Here is a 17,306-nt window from a genome sequence, read left to right as displayed (position 1 = left end):
GCGCAGGGCGCAGTGCCTGTCAGCCGACTACCGCAGCCGGACGCCGACCGCTGGGTCCGCCGACTCCTCGCTCCACTGATGCAACCGCCGCCGTAGTCCTACCCTTTACATCCGAAGGGCCCCGCCGTGCACACATCGCAACGCCGCCCGGTACTGCTGGTGGGTGCCGGCATCCGCGAGTATCACGCCCACAGCCTCCTGCAGATCGCCGCGTCCCATCCGGTGGTTCTGGTCGACGCCGTCGTCCCGTCCTGGGCTCGCCCCTATCTGGTAGGAGAGGTCACCGTCAGCCTCTCCGACCCGAGCGAAGTAGGCGCAGCGGTCGGGAGGTTCACCGTCGAACACCCGGTCAGCGGGATCGTCACCAGCGAGCCTCGCCACGCCGGTCTCGCTGCCCACTTGGCACAGCACTTGGGCCTGCCCGGCAACTCCCCCTCAGCAGTGGCCACGTGCGAGGACCCGTCCAGGGCCCACCGCGTCCTGCGCGAAGCCGACGTCCCTTCTATGCGGGTGCACGCGGTCGACGACATCCAAAGCGCGCTCGCCGCCGCGCGCTCGCTCCGCTTCCCGGTCTCCCTCACTGCGCCCGCGGCGGGCACCGGCCCGGTGCGCGCGGACTGCGACGACGAGGTACGCAGCGCCTACGTGGCCCTCGCCCCGGGCGACAGCGCTGAACCGCTCACTGCGAGCGTGACGATTGAGGAGTTCGGCCTGGACGGCCCGGAGGTCGGCGTCGAGGCCGTGGTCCTCTCCCCTGGAGAGGTGCAGACGGTCGCCGTCACCCGCAGGACTCTCTGCCCCGAACGCGCCCACTGTCCGGTTGGTTACAGCGTCGACGCGCACGACGAGCTGCTCCAGGCCGCCGACCTCACCCGAGTCGTCGCGCAGGCGACGACCGCGCTCGGACTCACCGTCGGCGTCGTGCATGCCGATGTGCGACTGACCTCGCGCGGACCGTTCATCCTGCAGGTCGGGGCGTCTCCCGCCGATGACCTCATTCCGTTACTGGTGGCCCGTGCCCGGGGCATCGGCTTGTCCCGGGCGGCGGCCGCCCTGGCCACCGGCGGCACCCCCGACCTGACCCCCACCCGGGGCCAGGCCGCCGCGATCCGCTTCCTCCACCCGGACGCCTCGGGCCGTGTCGTCCGGCTCAAAGCCGCAGAGAGGCTCACGTCGCAGCCCTGGCTGGACCGTTTCGCCTGGACCCAGCGGCCGGGCAAAGCGGTGCTCGGCCCGCCGCGCAGCGGCCGCGCGGACCGCCTCGCACACTGGGTTGTCACCGGAGCGGACACCGCAGAGTGCACGTCGCGGCTCGGTCTGATCGCCGAACAGGTCACCGCCCGCGTCTCGAAGGCCGCATCCAGCCCCGTCGGCGCGCACTGACCGCTCATCACCTGCCCCTGGCGCCCAGCAGGCGCGCCGTGCAGTGCTCCTCGTCGGCAACCTGATCGTCGTCGGACACGGCGCGGCCGAGGTGAGCCGCCGTCATCTCGCGTGCCGCGAACGGCTCTCCGGCTACTTCCTGGACCGGATCCAGGGACTCGGCGTACTGCGGTATCTGGGAGCGTCGAAACGCGAGGCGGACGAGGTCGCCCGGGTCGGCGACGAGCTCGTGGACGACAGTCTCGCGGTGCTGCGCATCGGCTTCCTCTCGACGGCGGTGGTCGAGCTGGTCGTGACGATGGCGGTCGCCGTCGCGGCCACGTACATCGGCCTGACCCTGCTCGGCTACGTCGACATCCCCTGGCTTCCGCCCCGGATGTCGTTGCGCACCGGCCTTTTCCTCCTGCTCGCGGTTCCGGTGTACTTCCAGCCGTTGCGCGCGTACGCGTCCGCCTACCACGCGCGCGCGGACGCCGATGCGATGGCAACCGAGGTCGAGGCGTTCCTGGACGGTCCCGACGTGCCGGAGCTGTTCGTGCCGCCATCCGCCCCGGGCGTCGTAGTCAACTCCGTGACCGTCGTCTTCGACGGTGAGCCGGCGGGGGCCGAACCGTCATTCCCCTCGCGCGCCGCCGACAGCGGTACCCGCCCGGCGCCCGCCCCGGCCGCCGGAACGACGACCCTCGTCACCGGCCCGGGCGGCAGCGGCAAGACCACGTACCTCAGGCAGTTGGCCGGAGCCGACAGCCGTCGCACCGTCCTGGTCGCCCACGACGACCACATCTTCGACGGCATCATCGAGGACAACCTCCGCCTGGCCGCCCCCGAAGCCACCGAGCAGGAGCTCCACGACGCCCTCGAAGGCGTCTGCCTTGCCGACCTCGGCGGTCCGGCGAGGGCCGTCGGCCGTCGTGGTGAGGACCTGTCCGGCGGCCAGCGGAGGCGCCTGGCGCTGGCCCGCGCCCTCCTGGCCGAGCCTGACGTACTGCTCCTGGACGAGCCCACCGAAGGCCTGGACGCCCCGACTGCCCGCGCGGTGCTGGAAGCCATCCGCGAACGGCTGCCCCGCTGCGCCCTTGTCGTCGTCGCCCACGACCGTCACCGCGACCATCTTCCCTGGGCCCCCGACACCGAGATCGCGATGGCTCCGATCCTGGCCGTCGACCGAGGGAGCGATATTCCCGAGGCATGACGACTGCCTTCGCCTCGACCCTGCTCAGTGGTGAGGTGGATCCGTGCAGTTCTCCGGTGAGGAACTGCACGCGACCGTAACCGAAGGACGGCTCCGAGCATGAGCCGGTACGGGTCTGACCTCACGTAGGCGCTGAGACCTTCGGGACGGGTGCGAACGGCACTCGGCACGTGCCGCGCTTCGGCCGCATCGACCAGCTGTTCACACATGCGCCCAACGAGGCAGGGGAGAGACACTCGTGCGGCGACGGCGCAGGGCCCCCGCGCCTTCTATCTCAGCTATGCACTGGGCAGGCAAATGGCCAGGGCGACGTGCCGCATCAAGCCGACGTAGTGGCGGACTTCGTACTCGTCCAGGCCGCATTCGTTCTGCTGACAACTCGCCCGCGTCCCGGCCCGGCTGGGCGAGGGACCCACTCCCGGCAGCTTCGTGAGCAGCCCTCGACCAGCAAGATCGAGAGCGTCCTGCAGGTAGGCGTTCACTGGTCGTTCCTCTGACCAACTCCGGGTCAGGCCCGATCGAGGCGGGCTCGATGGTGGCGGGGTGACGAGTGCGCGCCAAGCCGGACCGCGAGGCGAGGCTGAGGAACAGGGCCCTTGACGACATTGGCTCACGCCTTTACCGTCTCGGCACGCAGGTTCACAAGTGAACTACTTGTTCACGGACCTGAACTCGCCTTGTCCTCCCCCACATCCCGAAGGACGGCACCATGATTCGTACCAGAGTTCTCGCGACGGCTACCGTCGCGGCCACTGTCGCCGTGGTCACCGTGTTGGGCACCTCAAGCGCCGGCGCCGCAGATCCGAAGGTCGCTCCCGGCGGCAACTTCGACCTGTCGGTCTGGCAGTTGCAGGAGCCCGTGGGGTCGCCCGGCAGTCCCACCACCATATCCTCGTCGCGGCTGCAGGGCTCGAACGGCTTCCAGGACTCGTACTTCTACACGGACACCCGTGACGGAGCAATGACGTTCTGGGCACCCGAGAAGGGCGTCACCACCCCGAACTCCAACTACGCCCGCTCCGAGTTGCGCGAGATGAACCAGAGCGGCAGCGCGGCGGACTGGTCCCTGAGCGGCAGCCACAAGCTGAGCGCGACTCTGCGCGTGGTGTCGGTGACGTCCAACGTGTGCGTGGGGCAGATTCACCTCGGCTCCGGCGGCTCCTCCACCAAGCCGCTGGTGGAGCTGTACTACCGGTCGAACGGCGACATCGTCGCCGGTACCGAGAACTCCCCCTCGGGCGGCCAGACGCTGCACACCGTAGGCAATGTGTCGGTCGGCAAGACGTGGACCTACACCATCGCCGTGTCCGGCGGCAACACCATCAACCTGACCGTCAACGGCAGCACCACGCACTACACGATCCCGTCGTCGTTCTTCCCGTACAAGCAGTACTTCAAGGCCGGTTCCTACAACCAGTCGTCCTCCGACAGCACTACGAAGGGCGCGCGGGTCGCGTTCTACGGGCTGACCGTTTCGCACGGCTGACGGAAGTGAGGGAGCGCTAGGTCCTGTCGTCACATTCCCGTCGTCGCCCGGAGGGCGGCCTCGCGGCGTCAGGTGCGTGCTCTCGGTGTGCCGGGCGTAGACCCTCGTATTGGACTTGGGTCTGCGCCCGGTGCGGCGACAGGGCGTGCATGGCGTCGCGAGGCAGACGGGAATGTGACGACAGGGCCTAGGGTCCCGGACCGGGGGCCGAAAGACCGAGGACGGCCCGGTGTTGCCGAAACACCGGGCCCTCCGGTCTCTTGTCAGGGGCGGTCGCGAAGTACCTGGTCCAGGCTGGACGACGGAACGCCCGGGACGAAGGACTCGGCCTGCAGCTGTCCGTGGCGGGTGTGCGGGCCCGCCACGGGACTGCTCAGCAGCTGAGGTTCGCGCCCGGCGCGGTGTGCAGGATGTCGGTGAACGCGAGGTAGAGGTCCACCCGGTGCTGCATCTGGTCGGGCCGGCCGCCGTTGCACTCGGTGGAGCCGTTGAGGCTCCAGATCGTCTGACCGAAGCCGTGACCGCCGGTGATCGCGTCGTGCCCGGTCATCGTCCCGGGGCCGGTCTGGGTGTTCCAGTACCACAGCGCTGTCATCCAGGCCACGGCCGGATCGGTCTCGACCAGCCAGGGGTTGTTGAGCAGGTCCAGACCCAACGCGTCGCCCGCGGCCTTGTAGTTGAAGTTCCAGCTCAGCATGATCGCCCCGCGCCCGTAGTACGCGGAGGTTCCCGCCGGACAGCCGTAGGGCTGGGTGGCGTCGCAGAAGATCGGGTAGGTCGCCTCGTTCTGCGCCCGGACATAGAACAGACCGCCGGTTTCGTGGCTTATGTTCGCGAGAAAGGCTGCGGCCTCCTGTTTGCGGACGGTCCGGCTGCCGGTGCGGGCGAAGGCGGGGTACGCCTCGGTGGCTTCGAGCAGCCCGTCGTAGGTGTAGAAGGTGTTCCGGTCCGGGAACATGCGCTCGAACTGCGCTTCGCTCACCACGAACCGGGAACCGTGCCTGGCCTGGACGGTCGCCTGAGCGGGTGCGGCGGCGGTGAAGAGCAGTCCGCACAGCGCGGCCAGGGCGGCCATCGTTGTCCTGCTCCTTGATCTGAGCACGAGTCATCTCTCCTTGGAGTCACGGGAGTTCGCGCCGGTGGGGGGTGATCGACCGACAGGGCTACCCCTTCCCAGCTCCAGGCCGTCCTAGGCGCCATTACCGCGGTGCGTCCTGCTCGGCGGCGTTCGCCGTCAGCTTCCCGCGGAGTTCGTCCACGAACCTGGCTGCGGCGTACTGGCAATCGGGCTGCCGAGAGCTGGCCTCTGGGCAGGCGTTTCCCGGGGGCAGGCTCGATAAGAGCCAAGTAGTACGCCGCAGGTGTTCACACGTCGACCAGGTCGAGTGCCTTGTTCAGGTTGTACTCGGCTATGCCTGCCATGAACGCCCGGTCGGGGAAATCCCCGTCGAGCAGGCGCAGTGGACCTGCCGTCAGTGAGAGTCGCTGCGCGAGCATGTAGAGCGCGAGCCGGTCCTCGTCCAGTCCGTCCACCTTCAGCGGCCGGTAGGCGTCGTGCAGGCGGATCTGGAGAAAGACGTGCTCCCACTCGACGTCGAAATACAGCAAGCCCTCGATGTCGATCACCACAGGGTTTCCGTCCGTGTCCACCAGCACATGGTCGGGCCCCAGTTCACCGTGCACGACCGCGTACTGGGCACGTGGCCGCACCACCGCCGCCAGACCTTGCAGCCGTTCCTCCAGCCGGCCGCGGGCTCCCGCGTTACTGACAAGGATGGGACTGGACACCGGTACGCAGCATCGATCACTCAATGTGACAGTGGCGGCCGGGCAGCTCCCCGCTAAGTGGCCGCAACCCGGCGGCACCACCTCGTCCTCACCGGACAACTCCCGCTCCATGCGAGACCAGCGGGGTCCAAGGGAGGTGGCTCTCCACCTCGCCGATTCGAAGGAGGCTCAGTCGATGCAGAACTCGTTGCCCTCGATGTCCAGCATCGGGATGCAGGCATCATTGCCGTCGTACAACGTCTGCACGTGTACCGCACCGAGCGGCTCCAGGCGCGTGCGTTCAGCCTCAAGTGCGGCGAGACGCTCTTCACCCACGAGGCCGGTGCCGACCCGGACATCAAGATGCACCCGGTTCTTGACGGCCTTCCCCTCGGGGACACGCTGGAAGAACAGTCGCGGGCCCACCCCTGAGGGATCTATACAAGCGAACCATGAATCCTGCTGCTCAGGGGGCTGCGAACGCTTGAAATCGTCCCAAGTCGCAAACGTCTCCGGTGGCGGCGGGACGACGTACCCCAACACCTCGCACCAGAAGCGAGCGAGGCGCTCAGGTTCCGCGCAGTCAAAGGTGACTTGGAACTGCCTGATCGATGACATCGGCGCACCCTACCAAGGGGCTCTTTTGCTCATTTCTCCAGGTGGACCCGCATGCTGTCGAGAGGACACCCCAACGCCGCCGAGACCACCCTCACGCCAAAGATCCGCCACGGGACAAGATTTAGGCGTGACCTAGGCGAGGTCATCTGCTTGGGGCCCCTCCCCACCGCGTCTGAAACGATCAGCTACTCACGATCACGACACCCCCGTCGCACAGGACATCGACGCAGACCCGAGGCCTGGTACCGAGACGTGAGCGATGGGCATCAGAGTGGGTTGAGGCGGGCCTTGAGCAGGCAGAACTCATTGCCTTCGGGGTCGGTCAGGACATGCCACGGCTCCTGCCCCGTCTGACCGATGTCGGCCGGGCGCGCACCGAGTTTCAGAAGGCGTTCGAGCTCGGCGTCCTGATCGCGGTCGGTGGCGTTGACGTCGAGGTGCAGTCGCGGCTTCCCCTTCTCCGGCTCATCCCTGCGGCTGAGGATGATCGTCGGTTGCGGGCCGCCGAACCCTTCACGAGGTCCGATCTCCAGCGTTCCGTCGTCCTCTCGGTCGAGCACGACGAAGTCCAGAACCTCGCACCAGAACCGCGCCAGCACCTCGGGGTCGCGGCAACCGAGCACGAGCTCACTGATACGACACGCCATAACGAAACCTGCTCTCATCCTGGGAACTGCCGGGAGGCCACATGCGAACCTCGTGGACTACCCGGCAGCGAAAACAACCCGGTGAACGTACCGAACAAGGCGAGCAGGGGCGAAATGATTTCGGGGCCGAACCGGTCCGGGCAGCAGGGCAAGGCCGTTGGCCATGCCCTGCACTCCACACGCCAAGACTTGCGCCGGTGACGCATCCGACATCGGGGATCAGCCGGCATCAGGGCCGAGCCGCACCGCCTGAGCGTGCTGGATGCCCCCCACCCGCGTCGTCGAGACAGCCGTACCGGAGGCCCACTATGCGGATCACGGCCAGCACCATGGCGACCTCGTGCTCGAAGGGGGCCTGGAACGCGCGACCAAGGCCGCGCCTGCGCGCGCGGTTGGTGCAACGGGGTCATGCGTGAACATGCGCTGCTCGTCGGCGGTCCGACTGAATCGCTCTGTCACTCGGCCGAGTTGCGCCTCAACGAGAAGGCCGCGCCAGTCCATGAGCATCGTGCGGGCGTCGGTTGCCACGGGCAGTCGGGTGCCCCCGCCGCGGTGCACCGGGGTCGTTCATAGTGATCTCTACCGTCGGCAGGCACATGGATGCCGTCTTCAGGACGGGCGCGGACCCCGCGTCGGGTCGCAGTCGGCGATGTGGCGGCGATGTGGCGGCGATCGATCGACCAAAGGGCCTCTCTCAGCACGCTGGCGACGTCGATGCCATAGAGCTCAATCGGATCAACGCGCCTTTGATCAGGGACGGTTCGCCTTCCTCCGGAGCTGGTGCCACCCCACCAGGCCATGTACTCGACACGGGAGGTAGTCAGGTCAACTCTGCAGGCTGGCAACCCCGTTGCGGGGCTACGAACACGGTGAGGCGGGGCGATCCGCGCCGGATGCTCGACCACCGCATCACGCTGCGCGCGGGCATCGCCCCGGTCCGCGCCCACATTCCCGAACTCCTGCCGGATGTGCTCGCCGGTGCCTCGTTCCGGAGCCCGTCTTCGATCGTGCCGTTCCTCTGGCCGAGGTGCCGGACGGCTATCGGGCGATGGACGACCGTTCGGCACCGAAGATGCGCCACTGCTTCTGAGCGTGGGGGCCGCGCGGCACCAGTGCGGTTACACCCGTGCTGCGCGGCGGCCTCGTGACGTCAGGCCGCGCTCTTCACATGGCGGACCAGCCACATCAGCAGGGCGTCCAGGTCGGTTGCGGCCGAGAGGACCCGGTCGACCGCCTCGGGGGTGTGCAGCCATTCCTCGCAGCCGAGGGGACGAGCGGCGATCAGCGAACGGTGGCGTAGCAGGTCCGTACGGGAGTGGTCCGCCGGATAGCCGCGCGGGGGGCGTTTCATCACGTCGCCCGAGACGTCGTAACCCTTCTTACGTACGTCCTCGATGATGGCGGACAGATCGCGGCCGCTCCCCTCGGAGGCCACGGCTTTGCGGAACATGTCCACCTGGCCGGGGTCGGGGTACCACCAGGCGCCCTGGATCCGCAGGCCGTCCAGGTCGAACCGGAGACCGATCTCCACCTTGCGGCCGAGCCGGATCACCGCGCCCTGGTGCTGCCACCACCAGGAGTTGGTGCGGTAGTGCCAGACGGAGAAGTCCTCGTACCGGCGGTCGGTGTCCGCGACCTCGTTCAGCAGGTCGATCATCGGCTGCCGTACCAGGCGTTCGCGGTCCGCGCGGTAGCGCTCGCGGGTCGCGTGGGTCGGTTCGCCCTGGAGCTGCCACAACACGTCCATGGCCTGCTCAGGCCAGCCGGTGAACTGTCCACGCATGCGCGGAGGATAGCTCACGGCCGGACGCACGGGCTGCACCGTCCACGCCACACTCGCCCTCGCGACGTCACCCAGGTCACAACTGGGCCGTCGGCTCGCGCCGTTGACGATTGAACCCTAGGACCCGGTAATCAGGTCCCGGTGAGTTCGTAAAGAGTCAGCTTCATTTGCATGGAGGGGAAATATACGTCTAGGTCTTCCGAGCCAAACAATGGGGAGTACTGCCCTGTTATGCACCATTGACGCGCGAAAGTGCCTTCCCACGCTGAGATTTGATGTAAGTCTTCCCTTCGCGACACACAAATGTCATAGTGGCGCGCTGCATCAAGCCGGAGCTATGAATCCTATTCATTTCCTGAAGGAGGCTTTCGACGTGCCAGGGCCGCAGGCAACGCGGGCGGGAAGGAACGGGCGCAACGTCCAACTGCCACCGTCCGGGCCGCGTTTCGCTCAGGCGGTAGCGGTCCCGCTGCTCGTCGCCGAGGCGTCCAAGACGTCCGCGACGCCCGACAGCGCCGGCACAACCGCGTCGATCTCGTCGACGCCAAGGACGCCACCTTCGACGTCCGCACGGTTACGACGCTGCGCGGCGGCATCACCGGTGCCACGCGGATCGCGCGCCCTGCCGACGCCGGTGTGACCAACCCCGTACGCCACCTGCACGAATCGCTGGTGACGTCGGCTTCCGTGGCGCACGAGCGCCGCATGGACGCCGAGGAGCTCGTGCACGTCGCTCACCCCCCGGATACCGGATAGGTGACACGCAATGCCGTGCCGCCCCCGGCAGCGCCATCTCCCCCAACGACTCCTCGGAGAATCCATGCATCGACGTTTCCTGCGCCCGGCCGCATTCCGGACGGCCATCGCCGTACTGCCAACACTCCTCGTGGCTGCCGCCATTGGTGTCGGCGTGATTCCCGCCCAAGCCGCGGCCGCACCCATCGTCTACAACGTCGCCCCCACGGGACAGGGCACCACCTGCTCGACCACGGCCCCGTGCGCGCTTCTGACGGCGCAGAGCAAGGTCCGGGCGGCAACAGCCACGATGACCACGGACATCAACGTCGTGCTGGCCGACGGGACTTACCGTCTCAGCGGCCCGCTCTCGTTCGGCTCCACGGCGGGCGACTCCGCGACCGGCGGTCACACCGTCAGCTACCAGGCGGCTCCCGGCGCGCACCCGGTCCTCAGCGGCGGCCAGCAGGTCACCGGATGGACCCAGGGATCCAACGGCGTCTGGAGCGCCAACGTCCCGTCCGGCACCGACACCCGCCAGCTCTACGTCGACGGTGTGCGCGCCAACCGCGCGTCCGGACCGGCGCCGACCACCTTCACCCGTACCGCGACCGGCTACACGACCTCGAACACGACCCTTGCCGGCTGGCAGAACATCTCCAACATGGAGTTCGTCTACGGCGTCGAGTGGACGCAGATGCGCTGCGGCGTCGCGTCGGTGTCGGGAAGCACCGTCACGATGCAGCAGCCGTGCTTCGACAACTCCACGAAGAAGCAGTACGGCGTGAACGCCGACATACCGACCACCATCGAGAACGCGAAGGAACTGCTCAACGCTCCGGGCGAGTTCTACCTCGACAAACCGGGCCACACCGTCTACTACCTGCCCCGCGCGGGCCAGCAGATGGGCACCGCCGACGCCGAACTCCCCAGCCTGCAGAACCTGATCACGGGCGAAGGCACCGCCTCGAACCCGCTGCGCGGCCTGTCCATCAGCGGTATCACCGTCGCCTACGGGGGCTGGACCACCCCGAACTCGGCCGACGGCTTCTCCGAGGTGCAGGCGAACATGCGTCTCACCGGTGCCAGCGCCTGGCAGAAGCAGGGGTCGTGCGACCGCTTCTCCACCACTGATCCGGGAACCTGCCCGTACGGCAACTGGACGATGACTCCGGGCAACGTGACGTTCGCCTATACCGACGGGCTGAAGCTGAGCGGCAACACGTTCCAGCATCTCGGCGCCGCCGGGCTCCAGTTGGGCCAGGGCGTCACCAACTCCTCGATCACCGGGAACGTCTTCACCGACATCTCCGGAAGCGGCATCGAGATCGGCAACGGCACCGACGCGAACCCGACCGACCTCGGTGTCCTGCCCACCGGCAACACCATCGCGGACAACTGGATCCACAACATCGCCGTCGAGTACACCGGAGGCGTCGGCATCTTCCAGGGCTACACCCGCAACGACACGATCACGCACAACCAGGTCAACAACGTCCCCTACAGCGGCATCAGTTCGAACTGGGGCTGGGGACGCACCGCCACCAAGTCCTCGGGCAACAAGATCACCAACAACCTCGTCTACGACTACATGCGGCAGCGCACCGACGGCGGCGGCATCTACGTACTCGGGCAGGAAGGCACCTCGCTCTCCGACGGCCTGGTCATCAGCGGCAACGTCGTACGCGGCGCCGGGGGCGGCGGGTTCGCCATCTACACCGACGGAGGCAGCCAGTACGTGACGATGACCGGCAACGCGGCCTACAACGCCAACAACGCCTCCATGGGCGGCTGCAAGGAGGGGACGACCACTCCGTACGGCGACTTCTCGTTCACCGGCAACTACTTCGAGAACCTCACGCCCAACTGGGTCTGCGGAAACCCGAGCAACGTCAACGTCAGCGGGAACACGCAGGTCTCCGCCGACGGCGTCGGTGTACCGGCTTCGCTCCTGGCCAACGCAGGCCTCGAAACGGCGTACGCGGGCATCGCCGCACCGCCGACCGGCGCGGCACCGACCAACCTCGCGGCCCACAAGCCGGCCGTGGCGCAGTTCCTCGACGGCAGCACCGCACAGCTGCAGCCGGGGTCCCAGGTGGCCTACACGACGGACGGTGACCCCGCCACGTACGCACAGGCCAGCGGGCAGTTCAAGTGGCAGCTCGTGGTCGACCTGCAGCAGTCCCAGACCCTGGGATACGTCACGGTCGGCATGCCCCAGGCCCACTTCGCGACCGACTTCCATGTGGACGCCTCGACCAACGGGACCACCTGGACCACCGTCAGCACCGTCAACAACAGCGGCTGGGGAACCGTCCCCGCAGCCTTCTCCACGCCGGTGACCGCCCGCTACCTGCGCGTCGTCGCCGACAAGCCGGACAACTCGGGCCAGCGCGGGGACCAGATGGCGATCAGCGAGATCGGCGCGTACGCCCCCGCCACCCAGGGCAGCAACAACATCGCGCTGAACACCCCGGCCCAAGCGCTGTTCATCGACGGAACCCAGGCCGACATGCAACCGAGTTCCACCCCCGCGCTCGGCGACGACGGCAACACGTCGACTTTCGCGCAGGCTTCGGGACGCTACCGGTGGACGCTGCAAGTGGACCTCCAGCAGGCGCAGTCGGTCAACGTGGTGTCCGTCCTCACGCCCACCGACAAGTACGCGACCGCCTTGCACGTGGACGTCTCCCTCGACGGTTCGTCCTTCTGGACGGTCGCGCACCGCACTGACAGTGCGGGAGGCGTCACCGGCGTCCAGCTGGACGCGCCGGTCACGGCTCGCTATGTGCGGGTCGTCGCCGACCGGCCGAACTCCGGTGGCCAGACCGGCGGCCAGATGGCGATCAGCGAACTCGCCGTGTACGGCACAAAGTAGCGGCGAGCACCTGGATGCGTGGCCCAGGCCGGCCACGCATCCGGGTGCGATCCGGCGTGAAAGCGCAGGCTGCCCGAACGTGAGGCGACCCCACCCCTACGGAGGGCCCTTTGGCCAGGTCGGGGGCCAAAAGGTCAAACGAAGCGGTTATCCTCCTCGACTACAGAGACTTTTCGATCGAATAGTTGTCGAACTCGATCGCTTGTGACCGTTTCACCTAAGAGGGGTTGGCCCCGCGCCCAAGCTAGGCAGGATAGGGCCGTGGTAGGCAACCTCCCCGTGATGACGACCAGCTTCGTCGGCCGTGAAAGCGAACTCGACGCAGTCGAAGTGGCGTTGGCCCGGCACCGGTTGGTCACCCTCACCGGTGGCGGCGGTGTCGGTAAGAGCCGTCTGGCGCTGCGCGTCGCGGAGCAGATACGAGGTCGATACACCGACGGAGTCTGGTGGGTCGACCTGTCCAACCTCTACGACGACCGCTTGTTCACCGCCACGGTCTGCGACGCGGTCGATCTCCTGGACCACAATCCGCGCGCCCCCGTCGAGGCGCTGTGCGAGTGGCTGACCGGTCGGGAGGTCGTACTCGTCTTCGACTGCTGCGAACGAGTGCTGGCTTCCTGCCGCTCGCTGCTGAGCGAACTCCTCGCTGCTGCACCGCACTTGAAGGTCATCGCCACCAGTAGAGAGCCCCTCGGCGGGAAGGGTGAGCACCGTATCGAGGTGGCTCCGCTCTCCATGGACGAGGGCGGCAGCGGAGACGCCGTCCGCCTGTTCCGCGAGCGCTGCGCCACGGCCGCCCCTGCGGTGTCCCTCGACTCCCCCGACTCCGCCGACGCCGTCGCCGCCATCTGTCGCCGCCTTGAGGGAATCCCGCTCGCCGTCGAACTCGCCTGCGCGCGCCTGCGGGAGAGCAGCCTCACGGAGATCGCCGCGCGCCTCGGCTCACGGCTCGACACCCTCGTCGACGAGACGATGTGGCCCCAGCGCCACCGAGCCCTTCGCACAGCGATCGGCTGGAGCCATGAACTGTGCTCCCCCGTCGAGCGCCTGCTGTGGGCCAGGCTCTCCGTCTTCCGCGGCCCCGTCGAAGTGTCGGACGCCCAGTCCGTCTGCGCGGGAGGCCCTCTCGCTGCCCACGACATCCCTCCGCTTCTCGAACGGCTCGTCGATCAGTCCGTCCTCCAACAGGTGGGCACCCGCTACCGCATGCTCGACACAGTGTGCGAGTACGGGGCCATGTGGCTCGCGGAACTCGGTGAGGAGCAGGCCCTCGCCCGACTCCATGCCGCGCACTTCGCCACCGTCCTGGCCGAGTCCGAAGCCGACTGGCTCAGCGATCGGCAGGTCGCCTGGTACGCGCGGATCTCCGCAAGCCACAGTGACGTACGCGCCGCTCTCGACCACCTCATCGAGGCGGACCCCGTCGCCGCCCTCGAAATGGCCGGCCGGACGGGCCTGTTCTGGCCCTGCTGCGGACATCTCCACGAATCCCGCGACTATCTTGAACGCGTCCTGGCTCTCGACACGCCCAGGGGCCCCTCCCGCACCCGAGTGCTCTGGGCCCTGGGCATCACGCTCACCCTCCAGGGCGACCACCGCGTCGCTCTGCGCATCGGGCAGGAATGCGCCGATGCAGCACGACAGGACGGCACCCCACAGTCCCAACTCTTCGCCGCCCACACCCTCGGCCTCACCCACCTCATGGCGGGCCGCCCCCAGGCCGCGTACGACGTCAGCCACCAGGCCCTGACCAACCACAGCACGTCTCCCCCGTCGGGCGCGCCGCAGCTCTGCTGCATGGTGATCCGGACGTTCGCCCACTCCGCGCTGGGCCGACTGACCGAGGCCTATGAAGCTGCCATCGATCTGCGCGATCTCAGCCTCCGGTACGGCGAACAGTGGGCGCGGTCGTACGCGTTCCATCAACTCGCCTTCATAGACCTCCTCCAGGGCCACGCGCACGACGCCGAACGCCACGCCCTGGCCATGCTCACCAGCAAGCACAGCCTGAACGACAACCTCGGAATCGCCCTCGCTCTCGACCTCCTCACCGGAGCGAACGCGGTCCAGGGCAACGGCATCGGGGCGGCCCGCACCTCCGGAACCGGGAACACCTTCTGGCGCATGCTCGGCCACCCGAATCGCGGCACACCCGAACTCTCCGAGGCCCGTGACCAATGGGAGCTGCAAGCGCGCAAAGCGGCGGGGGACGACGCCTACAACAAGGCCTTCCGCAACGCCTTGAACGACGACGCGGAACACAGCCTCACCCTCGTGCTGCAAGGCCCTCCACTCCCCTGACCGTCACCTGGTCCCGGCAGAGGATCGCTGCCCCGTTTCTCAGAAGTGCCGGTGATACGTCTTGTTGGCGATGCGCCAACTGTCGTCGACGCGGACCAGCAGGAAGACGTCGGTGAAGGTGTCCGCACCGTGCCGGAGCGCCATGGTGGCGGTCGCGACGGTGCCGTGGACGGCGATGGCGTCGATGCGGCGTGAGCGGGTCGGTTCATCCAACGCCGGTTCGCCCCGGACGAGGGCGGCGCAGTACCCGGCCAGGGGCCACGAGACGAAAGCGCCGCCCCGAGTTCCCTCGATGTGGGCGGTGGGCTGGAACGCGCCGCGGAAGTGGATGGGATCGCCGCCGGCGTGGCCGCGGATGTAGGCGCGGAGTGGTTCGAGCACGGCATCCTCCACAGCAGGGACCGCGGCGGCAACGGCGATATCGGCCTCGGGGGTCGGCAGGAGTGTCGGCCAGGACGGCTGCGCTGCGGAGAGGGATGTTCGACGCGGCGTACAGCAGCGCCATGTCCTTGGCCGACGCACCCTTCGTGAACTTCGCCGTGAGAGCGGCCGGTTGGTCGGTGCGGAAGGAGCGTATGCGGGCCACGAGGGCGTCGAGCGGGCCGATTTCGAGGACGACCAGCACCTCGGCACGGGGCAAGCCGAGGACCGTGGCCTGCCGCAGTGAGGCGCGCAGCGCGATGACGGCACCGGTAAGGCTGTTGTTGGCGATCAACTTGAGCGCGGCGGCGGTGGAGGCGTCGTCGACGCGCCGCACGGTGACCAGCACATCGGCAGGTGGAGCGGCCCTCCTCCGCCGCCGCCGGTTTCAGGGCGCTGAAACCATCCTGAAAGCGCGCCGATTGCGCCCTCCCGCAAGCTCTGCGGCATGACGACAACGACATCGCACTCACCGGCCATCGCGGCCAAGGGACTGCGCAGGTCCGACGGAGACAAGACGGCCCTCTACGGCATCGACCTGACGGTGCCGGTCTCCCCCAGGGACATTCCAAGGCGCCCGACCCCCCGCCGGGCACACGGGGAGTAAAGCTCACCTCCCGCTCCGTGGGCAATCCGATCGATTATGTACAACCCAGGCGGGCTCCGAGCCGTCCGCGCCAGGCGGCACCGCGCACCGAAGCGGGCAGTCAGTTGAAAGCGTCCGTCATGCAGTCCACCCGGCACCGGGCGGCCTCGAAGCGTCGGCGGAGGGCGGCCGCTGCCTGTTCGCGCTCCACAGAGACGAGCCCGTAGTGCTGATGCGCCACGCCGATCACGTCGCCGACCGTGACGACAGCCGGTTCGTCCCGTGCGGCCCGTCGGCGAGCCTCGGCGATCGCCATGTCCGCGGCACGCAGCAAATTCCGGGATTGGTCCCGGGCCGCGGACGCCTGGGACCGTTTTGCCGAGAGGGGCCGCAGGACGCGCCCCTTCCAGAAAAGTCCAGCGGCGGCACATACGATGCCGAGCGCTATGAACAGGACTCCGCCGGGATCATAGGACATCGACCCAGTCTCCAGCATTCGTCCGGCCAGTGGGTACAACTCCGCTGCCCACGCGCACTCCACGGAGCATCCCAGCGACGGGCACACCCCCAACGGCCTTTGTTAAAGCCTCTGGTCCGATGCGACGAACTCCGGGAATCCCGTGCACTTGTACGACACACTCTCCGTCGGAAGATCGATTCATAGCCCGCCGAAAGGACTTCCCCGCATGGGCAACGTGCTCCGTACCGGAGTTGCAGGAACCGCAGTCCTCTGCCTTTCACTCGTCGCGGGCCCCGCCTACGCGACGCCTCCCGGCCCGGGAGTCACCGGCACAGTGATCGCCCAGACCACCGTCGGCGACACCGACTACATCCTGCGGGAGATCACCGTCCCGGCGGGCCAGAGCACCGGCTGGCACTACCACGACGGAACCCTGTACGGCCTCGTCAAAGAAGGCACCCTGAGCCACTTCGACTCCAACTGCGCGCCCGACGGCACCTACCAGGCCGGCGCCACCCTCACCGAACCCTCCGGTTCCAACCACGTGCACATCGGCCGCAACCTCGGGACCACCCCACTGGTCCTGGACGTCCTCTACGTACTACCGCACGGCGCCCCCTTCTCCGAGGACGCCCCCAACCCCGGCTGCGATTTCCAGTAACCAACGGAGCGCCCCCCGTTGAGTTCCGGAAACCCTCAGGAGTTCCTGGCTGACTTCCGCCACGGCACGCGAGAAGTCGGCGAACTCACCGTCCCCGCACGGAAGCGGTGGCCGTGGGCGAGCGGAAGCCGACGCGCACCGCTGTGGTCCTGGCAGCGACCTGCCAGGACCACAGCGGCCGAGGGCGGCCTGGGCCGTAGCTCAGCCTCGCGCTCGGCGCAGCGCTCAGTACTGCTCGGTCTCCACGAAACCGGCGTCCACGTCGTTGTCGGCGCCGAAGGCGTCGGCAGCGGCGGTCGGGTCGAATCCGGGCGGGCTGTCCTTGAGGCCCAGACCCATGCCGGCCAGCTTCGCCTTGACCTCGTCGATGGACTTCGCACCGAAGTTAC

General features: G+C 68.0%; 13 protein-coding genes and 4 pseudogenes. 8 read left to right on the top strand and 9 right to left on the bottom strand.

Going from position 1 to position 17,306, the window contains the following annotated elements; translation table 11 throughout:
- Positions 1 to 126: 126 nt before the first annotated feature.
- The 3 genes from ACFWP7_RS32035 (at position 127) to ACFWP7_RS32025 (ending at position 4,061) form a co-directional block, all read left to right on the top strand.
- Positions 127 to 1,383, top strand: a complete 1,257-nt coding sequence (locus ACFWP7_RS32035; RefSeq protein ID WP_384388547.1) for a carboxylase — start codon at positions 127 to 129, stop codon at positions 1,381 to 1,383.
- A 43-nt stretch (positions 1,384 to 1,426) separates the two neighbouring features.
- Positions 1,427 to 2,575 (top strand): ATP-binding cassette domain-containing protein, encoded by a 1,149-nt coding sequence (locus tag ACFWP7_RS32030; RefSeq protein ID WP_384388545.1) that lies wholly within the window; start codon positions 1,427 to 1,429, stop codon positions 2,573 to 2,575.
- 709 nt (positions 2,576 to 3,284) lie between these two features.
- Positions 3,285 to 4,061 carry a polysaccharide lyase family 7 protein gene (locus tag ACFWP7_RS32025; RefSeq protein WP_384388543.1) on the top strand — a complete coding sequence of 259 codons (777 nt, stop codon included), beginning with the start codon at positions 3,285 to 3,287 and terminating at the stop codon, positions 4,059 to 4,061.
- Positions 4,062 to 4,434: 373 nt separating this feature from the next.
- Here the strand turns inward: ACFWP7_RS32025 and ACFWP7_RS32020 are convergent, their stop codons facing one another.
- From ACFWP7_RS32020 to ACFWP7_RS32005, 4 genes and pseudogenes are all read right to left on the bottom strand, one after another.
- Positions 4,435 to 5,136, bottom strand: coding sequence for a chitinase (locus ACFWP7_RS32020; protein ID WP_384388540.1), 702 nt, complete (start codon positions 5,134 to 5,136; stop codon positions 4,435 to 4,437).
- Between the two features lie 290 nt (positions 5,137 to 5,426).
- A pseudogene (locus ACFWP7_RS32015) lies at positions 5,427 to 5,822 on the bottom strand (aminoglycoside phosphotransferase family protein); the annotation flags it as partial.
- 195 nt (positions 5,823 to 6,017) lie between these two features.
- On the bottom strand, positions 6,018 to 6,446 hold the full coding sequence (locus ACFWP7_RS32010) for a VOC family protein (protein WP_384388537.1): 429 nt from the start codon (positions 6,444 to 6,446) through the stop codon (positions 6,018 to 6,020).
- 266 nt (positions 6,447 to 6,712) lie between these two features.
- Positions 6,713 to 7,093, bottom strand: a complete 381-nt coding sequence (locus ACFWP7_RS32005) for a VOC family protein (protein WP_384388534.1) — start codon at positions 7,091 to 7,093, stop codon at positions 6,713 to 6,715.
- A gap of 893 nt (positions 7,094 to 7,986) precedes the next feature.
- Between ACFWP7_RS32005 and ACFWP7_RS32000 the strand changes: the two are divergent.
- A pseudogene (locus tag ACFWP7_RS32000) lies at positions 7,987 to 8,183 on the top strand (IMP dehydrogenase); the annotation flags it as partial.
- 60 nt (positions 8,184 to 8,243) lie between these two features.
- Here ACFWP7_RS32000 and ACFWP7_RS31995 read toward each other — a convergent pair.
- Positions 8,244 to 8,876: a DUF2461 family protein gene (locus ACFWP7_RS31995; RefSeq protein WP_384388532.1), complete on the bottom strand. Its 633-nt coding sequence runs from the start codon at positions 8,874 to 8,876 to the stop codon at positions 8,244 to 8,246.
- Positions 8,877 to 9,326: 450 nt separating this feature from the next.
- Positions 9,327 to 9,605, bottom strand: coding sequence for a hypothetical protein (locus ACFWP7_RS31990; protein WP_384388529.1), 279 nt, complete (start codon positions 9,603 to 9,605; stop codon positions 9,327 to 9,329).
- 91 nt (positions 9,606 to 9,696) lie between these two features.
- Here ACFWP7_RS31990 and ACFWP7_RS31985 point away from each other — a divergent pair, with 91 nt between their 5' ends.
- The gene (locus tag ACFWP7_RS31985; protein ID WP_384388527.1) at positions 9,697 to 12,489 is read left to right on the top strand and encodes a discoidin domain-containing protein; all 2,793 of its coding nucleotides are present in this window, start codon (positions 9,697 to 9,699) and stop codon (positions 12,487 to 12,489) included.
- A gap of 282 nt (positions 12,490 to 12,771) precedes the next feature.
- Positions 12,772 to 14,790: an ATP-binding protein gene (locus ACFWP7_RS31980; RefSeq protein WP_384388524.1), complete on the top strand. Its 2,019-nt coding sequence runs from the start codon at positions 12,772 to 12,774 to the stop codon at positions 14,788 to 14,790.
- A 39-nt stretch (positions 14,791 to 14,829) separates the two neighbouring features.
- On the opposite strand, the pseudogene ACFWP7_RS31975 reads toward ACFWP7_RS31980, so the two are convergent.
- Positions 14,830 to 15,556: pseudogene (locus ACFWP7_RS31975) on the bottom strand (nuclear transport factor 2 family protein); the annotation flags it as partial.
- 102 nt (positions 15,557 to 15,658) lie between these two features.
- On the opposite strand from ACFWP7_RS31975, the gene ACFWP7_RS31970 reads away from it, so the two are divergent.
- Complete coding sequence (locus tag ACFWP7_RS31970) at positions 15,659 to 15,817, top strand: hypothetical protein (protein WP_384388520.1); 159 nt, start codon at positions 15,659 to 15,661, stop codon at positions 15,815 to 15,817.
- Between the two features lie 100 nt (positions 15,818 to 15,917).
- Here the strand turns inward: ACFWP7_RS31970 and ACFWP7_RS31965 are convergent, their stop codons facing one another.
- Complete coding sequence (locus tag ACFWP7_RS31965; protein ID WP_384388518.1) at positions 15,918 to 16,130, bottom strand: hypothetical protein; 213 nt, start codon at positions 16,128 to 16,130, stop codon at positions 15,918 to 15,920.
- Positions 16,131 to 16,482: 352 nt separating this feature from the next.
- On the opposite strand from ACFWP7_RS31965, the gene ACFWP7_RS31960 reads away from it, so the two are divergent.
- Complete coding sequence (locus ACFWP7_RS31960) at positions 16,483 to 16,917, top strand: cupin domain-containing protein (protein WP_384388516.1); 435 nt, start codon at positions 16,483 to 16,485, stop codon at positions 16,915 to 16,917.
- A gap of 225 nt (positions 16,918 to 17,142) precedes the next feature.
- On the opposite strand, the pseudogene ACFWP7_RS31955 reads toward ACFWP7_RS31960, so the two are convergent.
- A pseudogene (locus ACFWP7_RS31955) lies at positions 17,143 to 17,306 on the bottom strand (DNA-directed RNA polymerase subunit alpha); the annotation flags it as partial.

Origin of the sequence: Streptomyces sp. NPDC058470, from assembly GCF_042721055.1 — a bacterium.
Lineage (GTDB): Bacteria > Actinomycetota > Actinomycetes > Streptomycetales > Streptomycetaceae > Streptomyces.
Note: the sequence above shows the minus strand (reverse complement) of the source record. Positions and strands in the feature narration are given on the sequence as shown.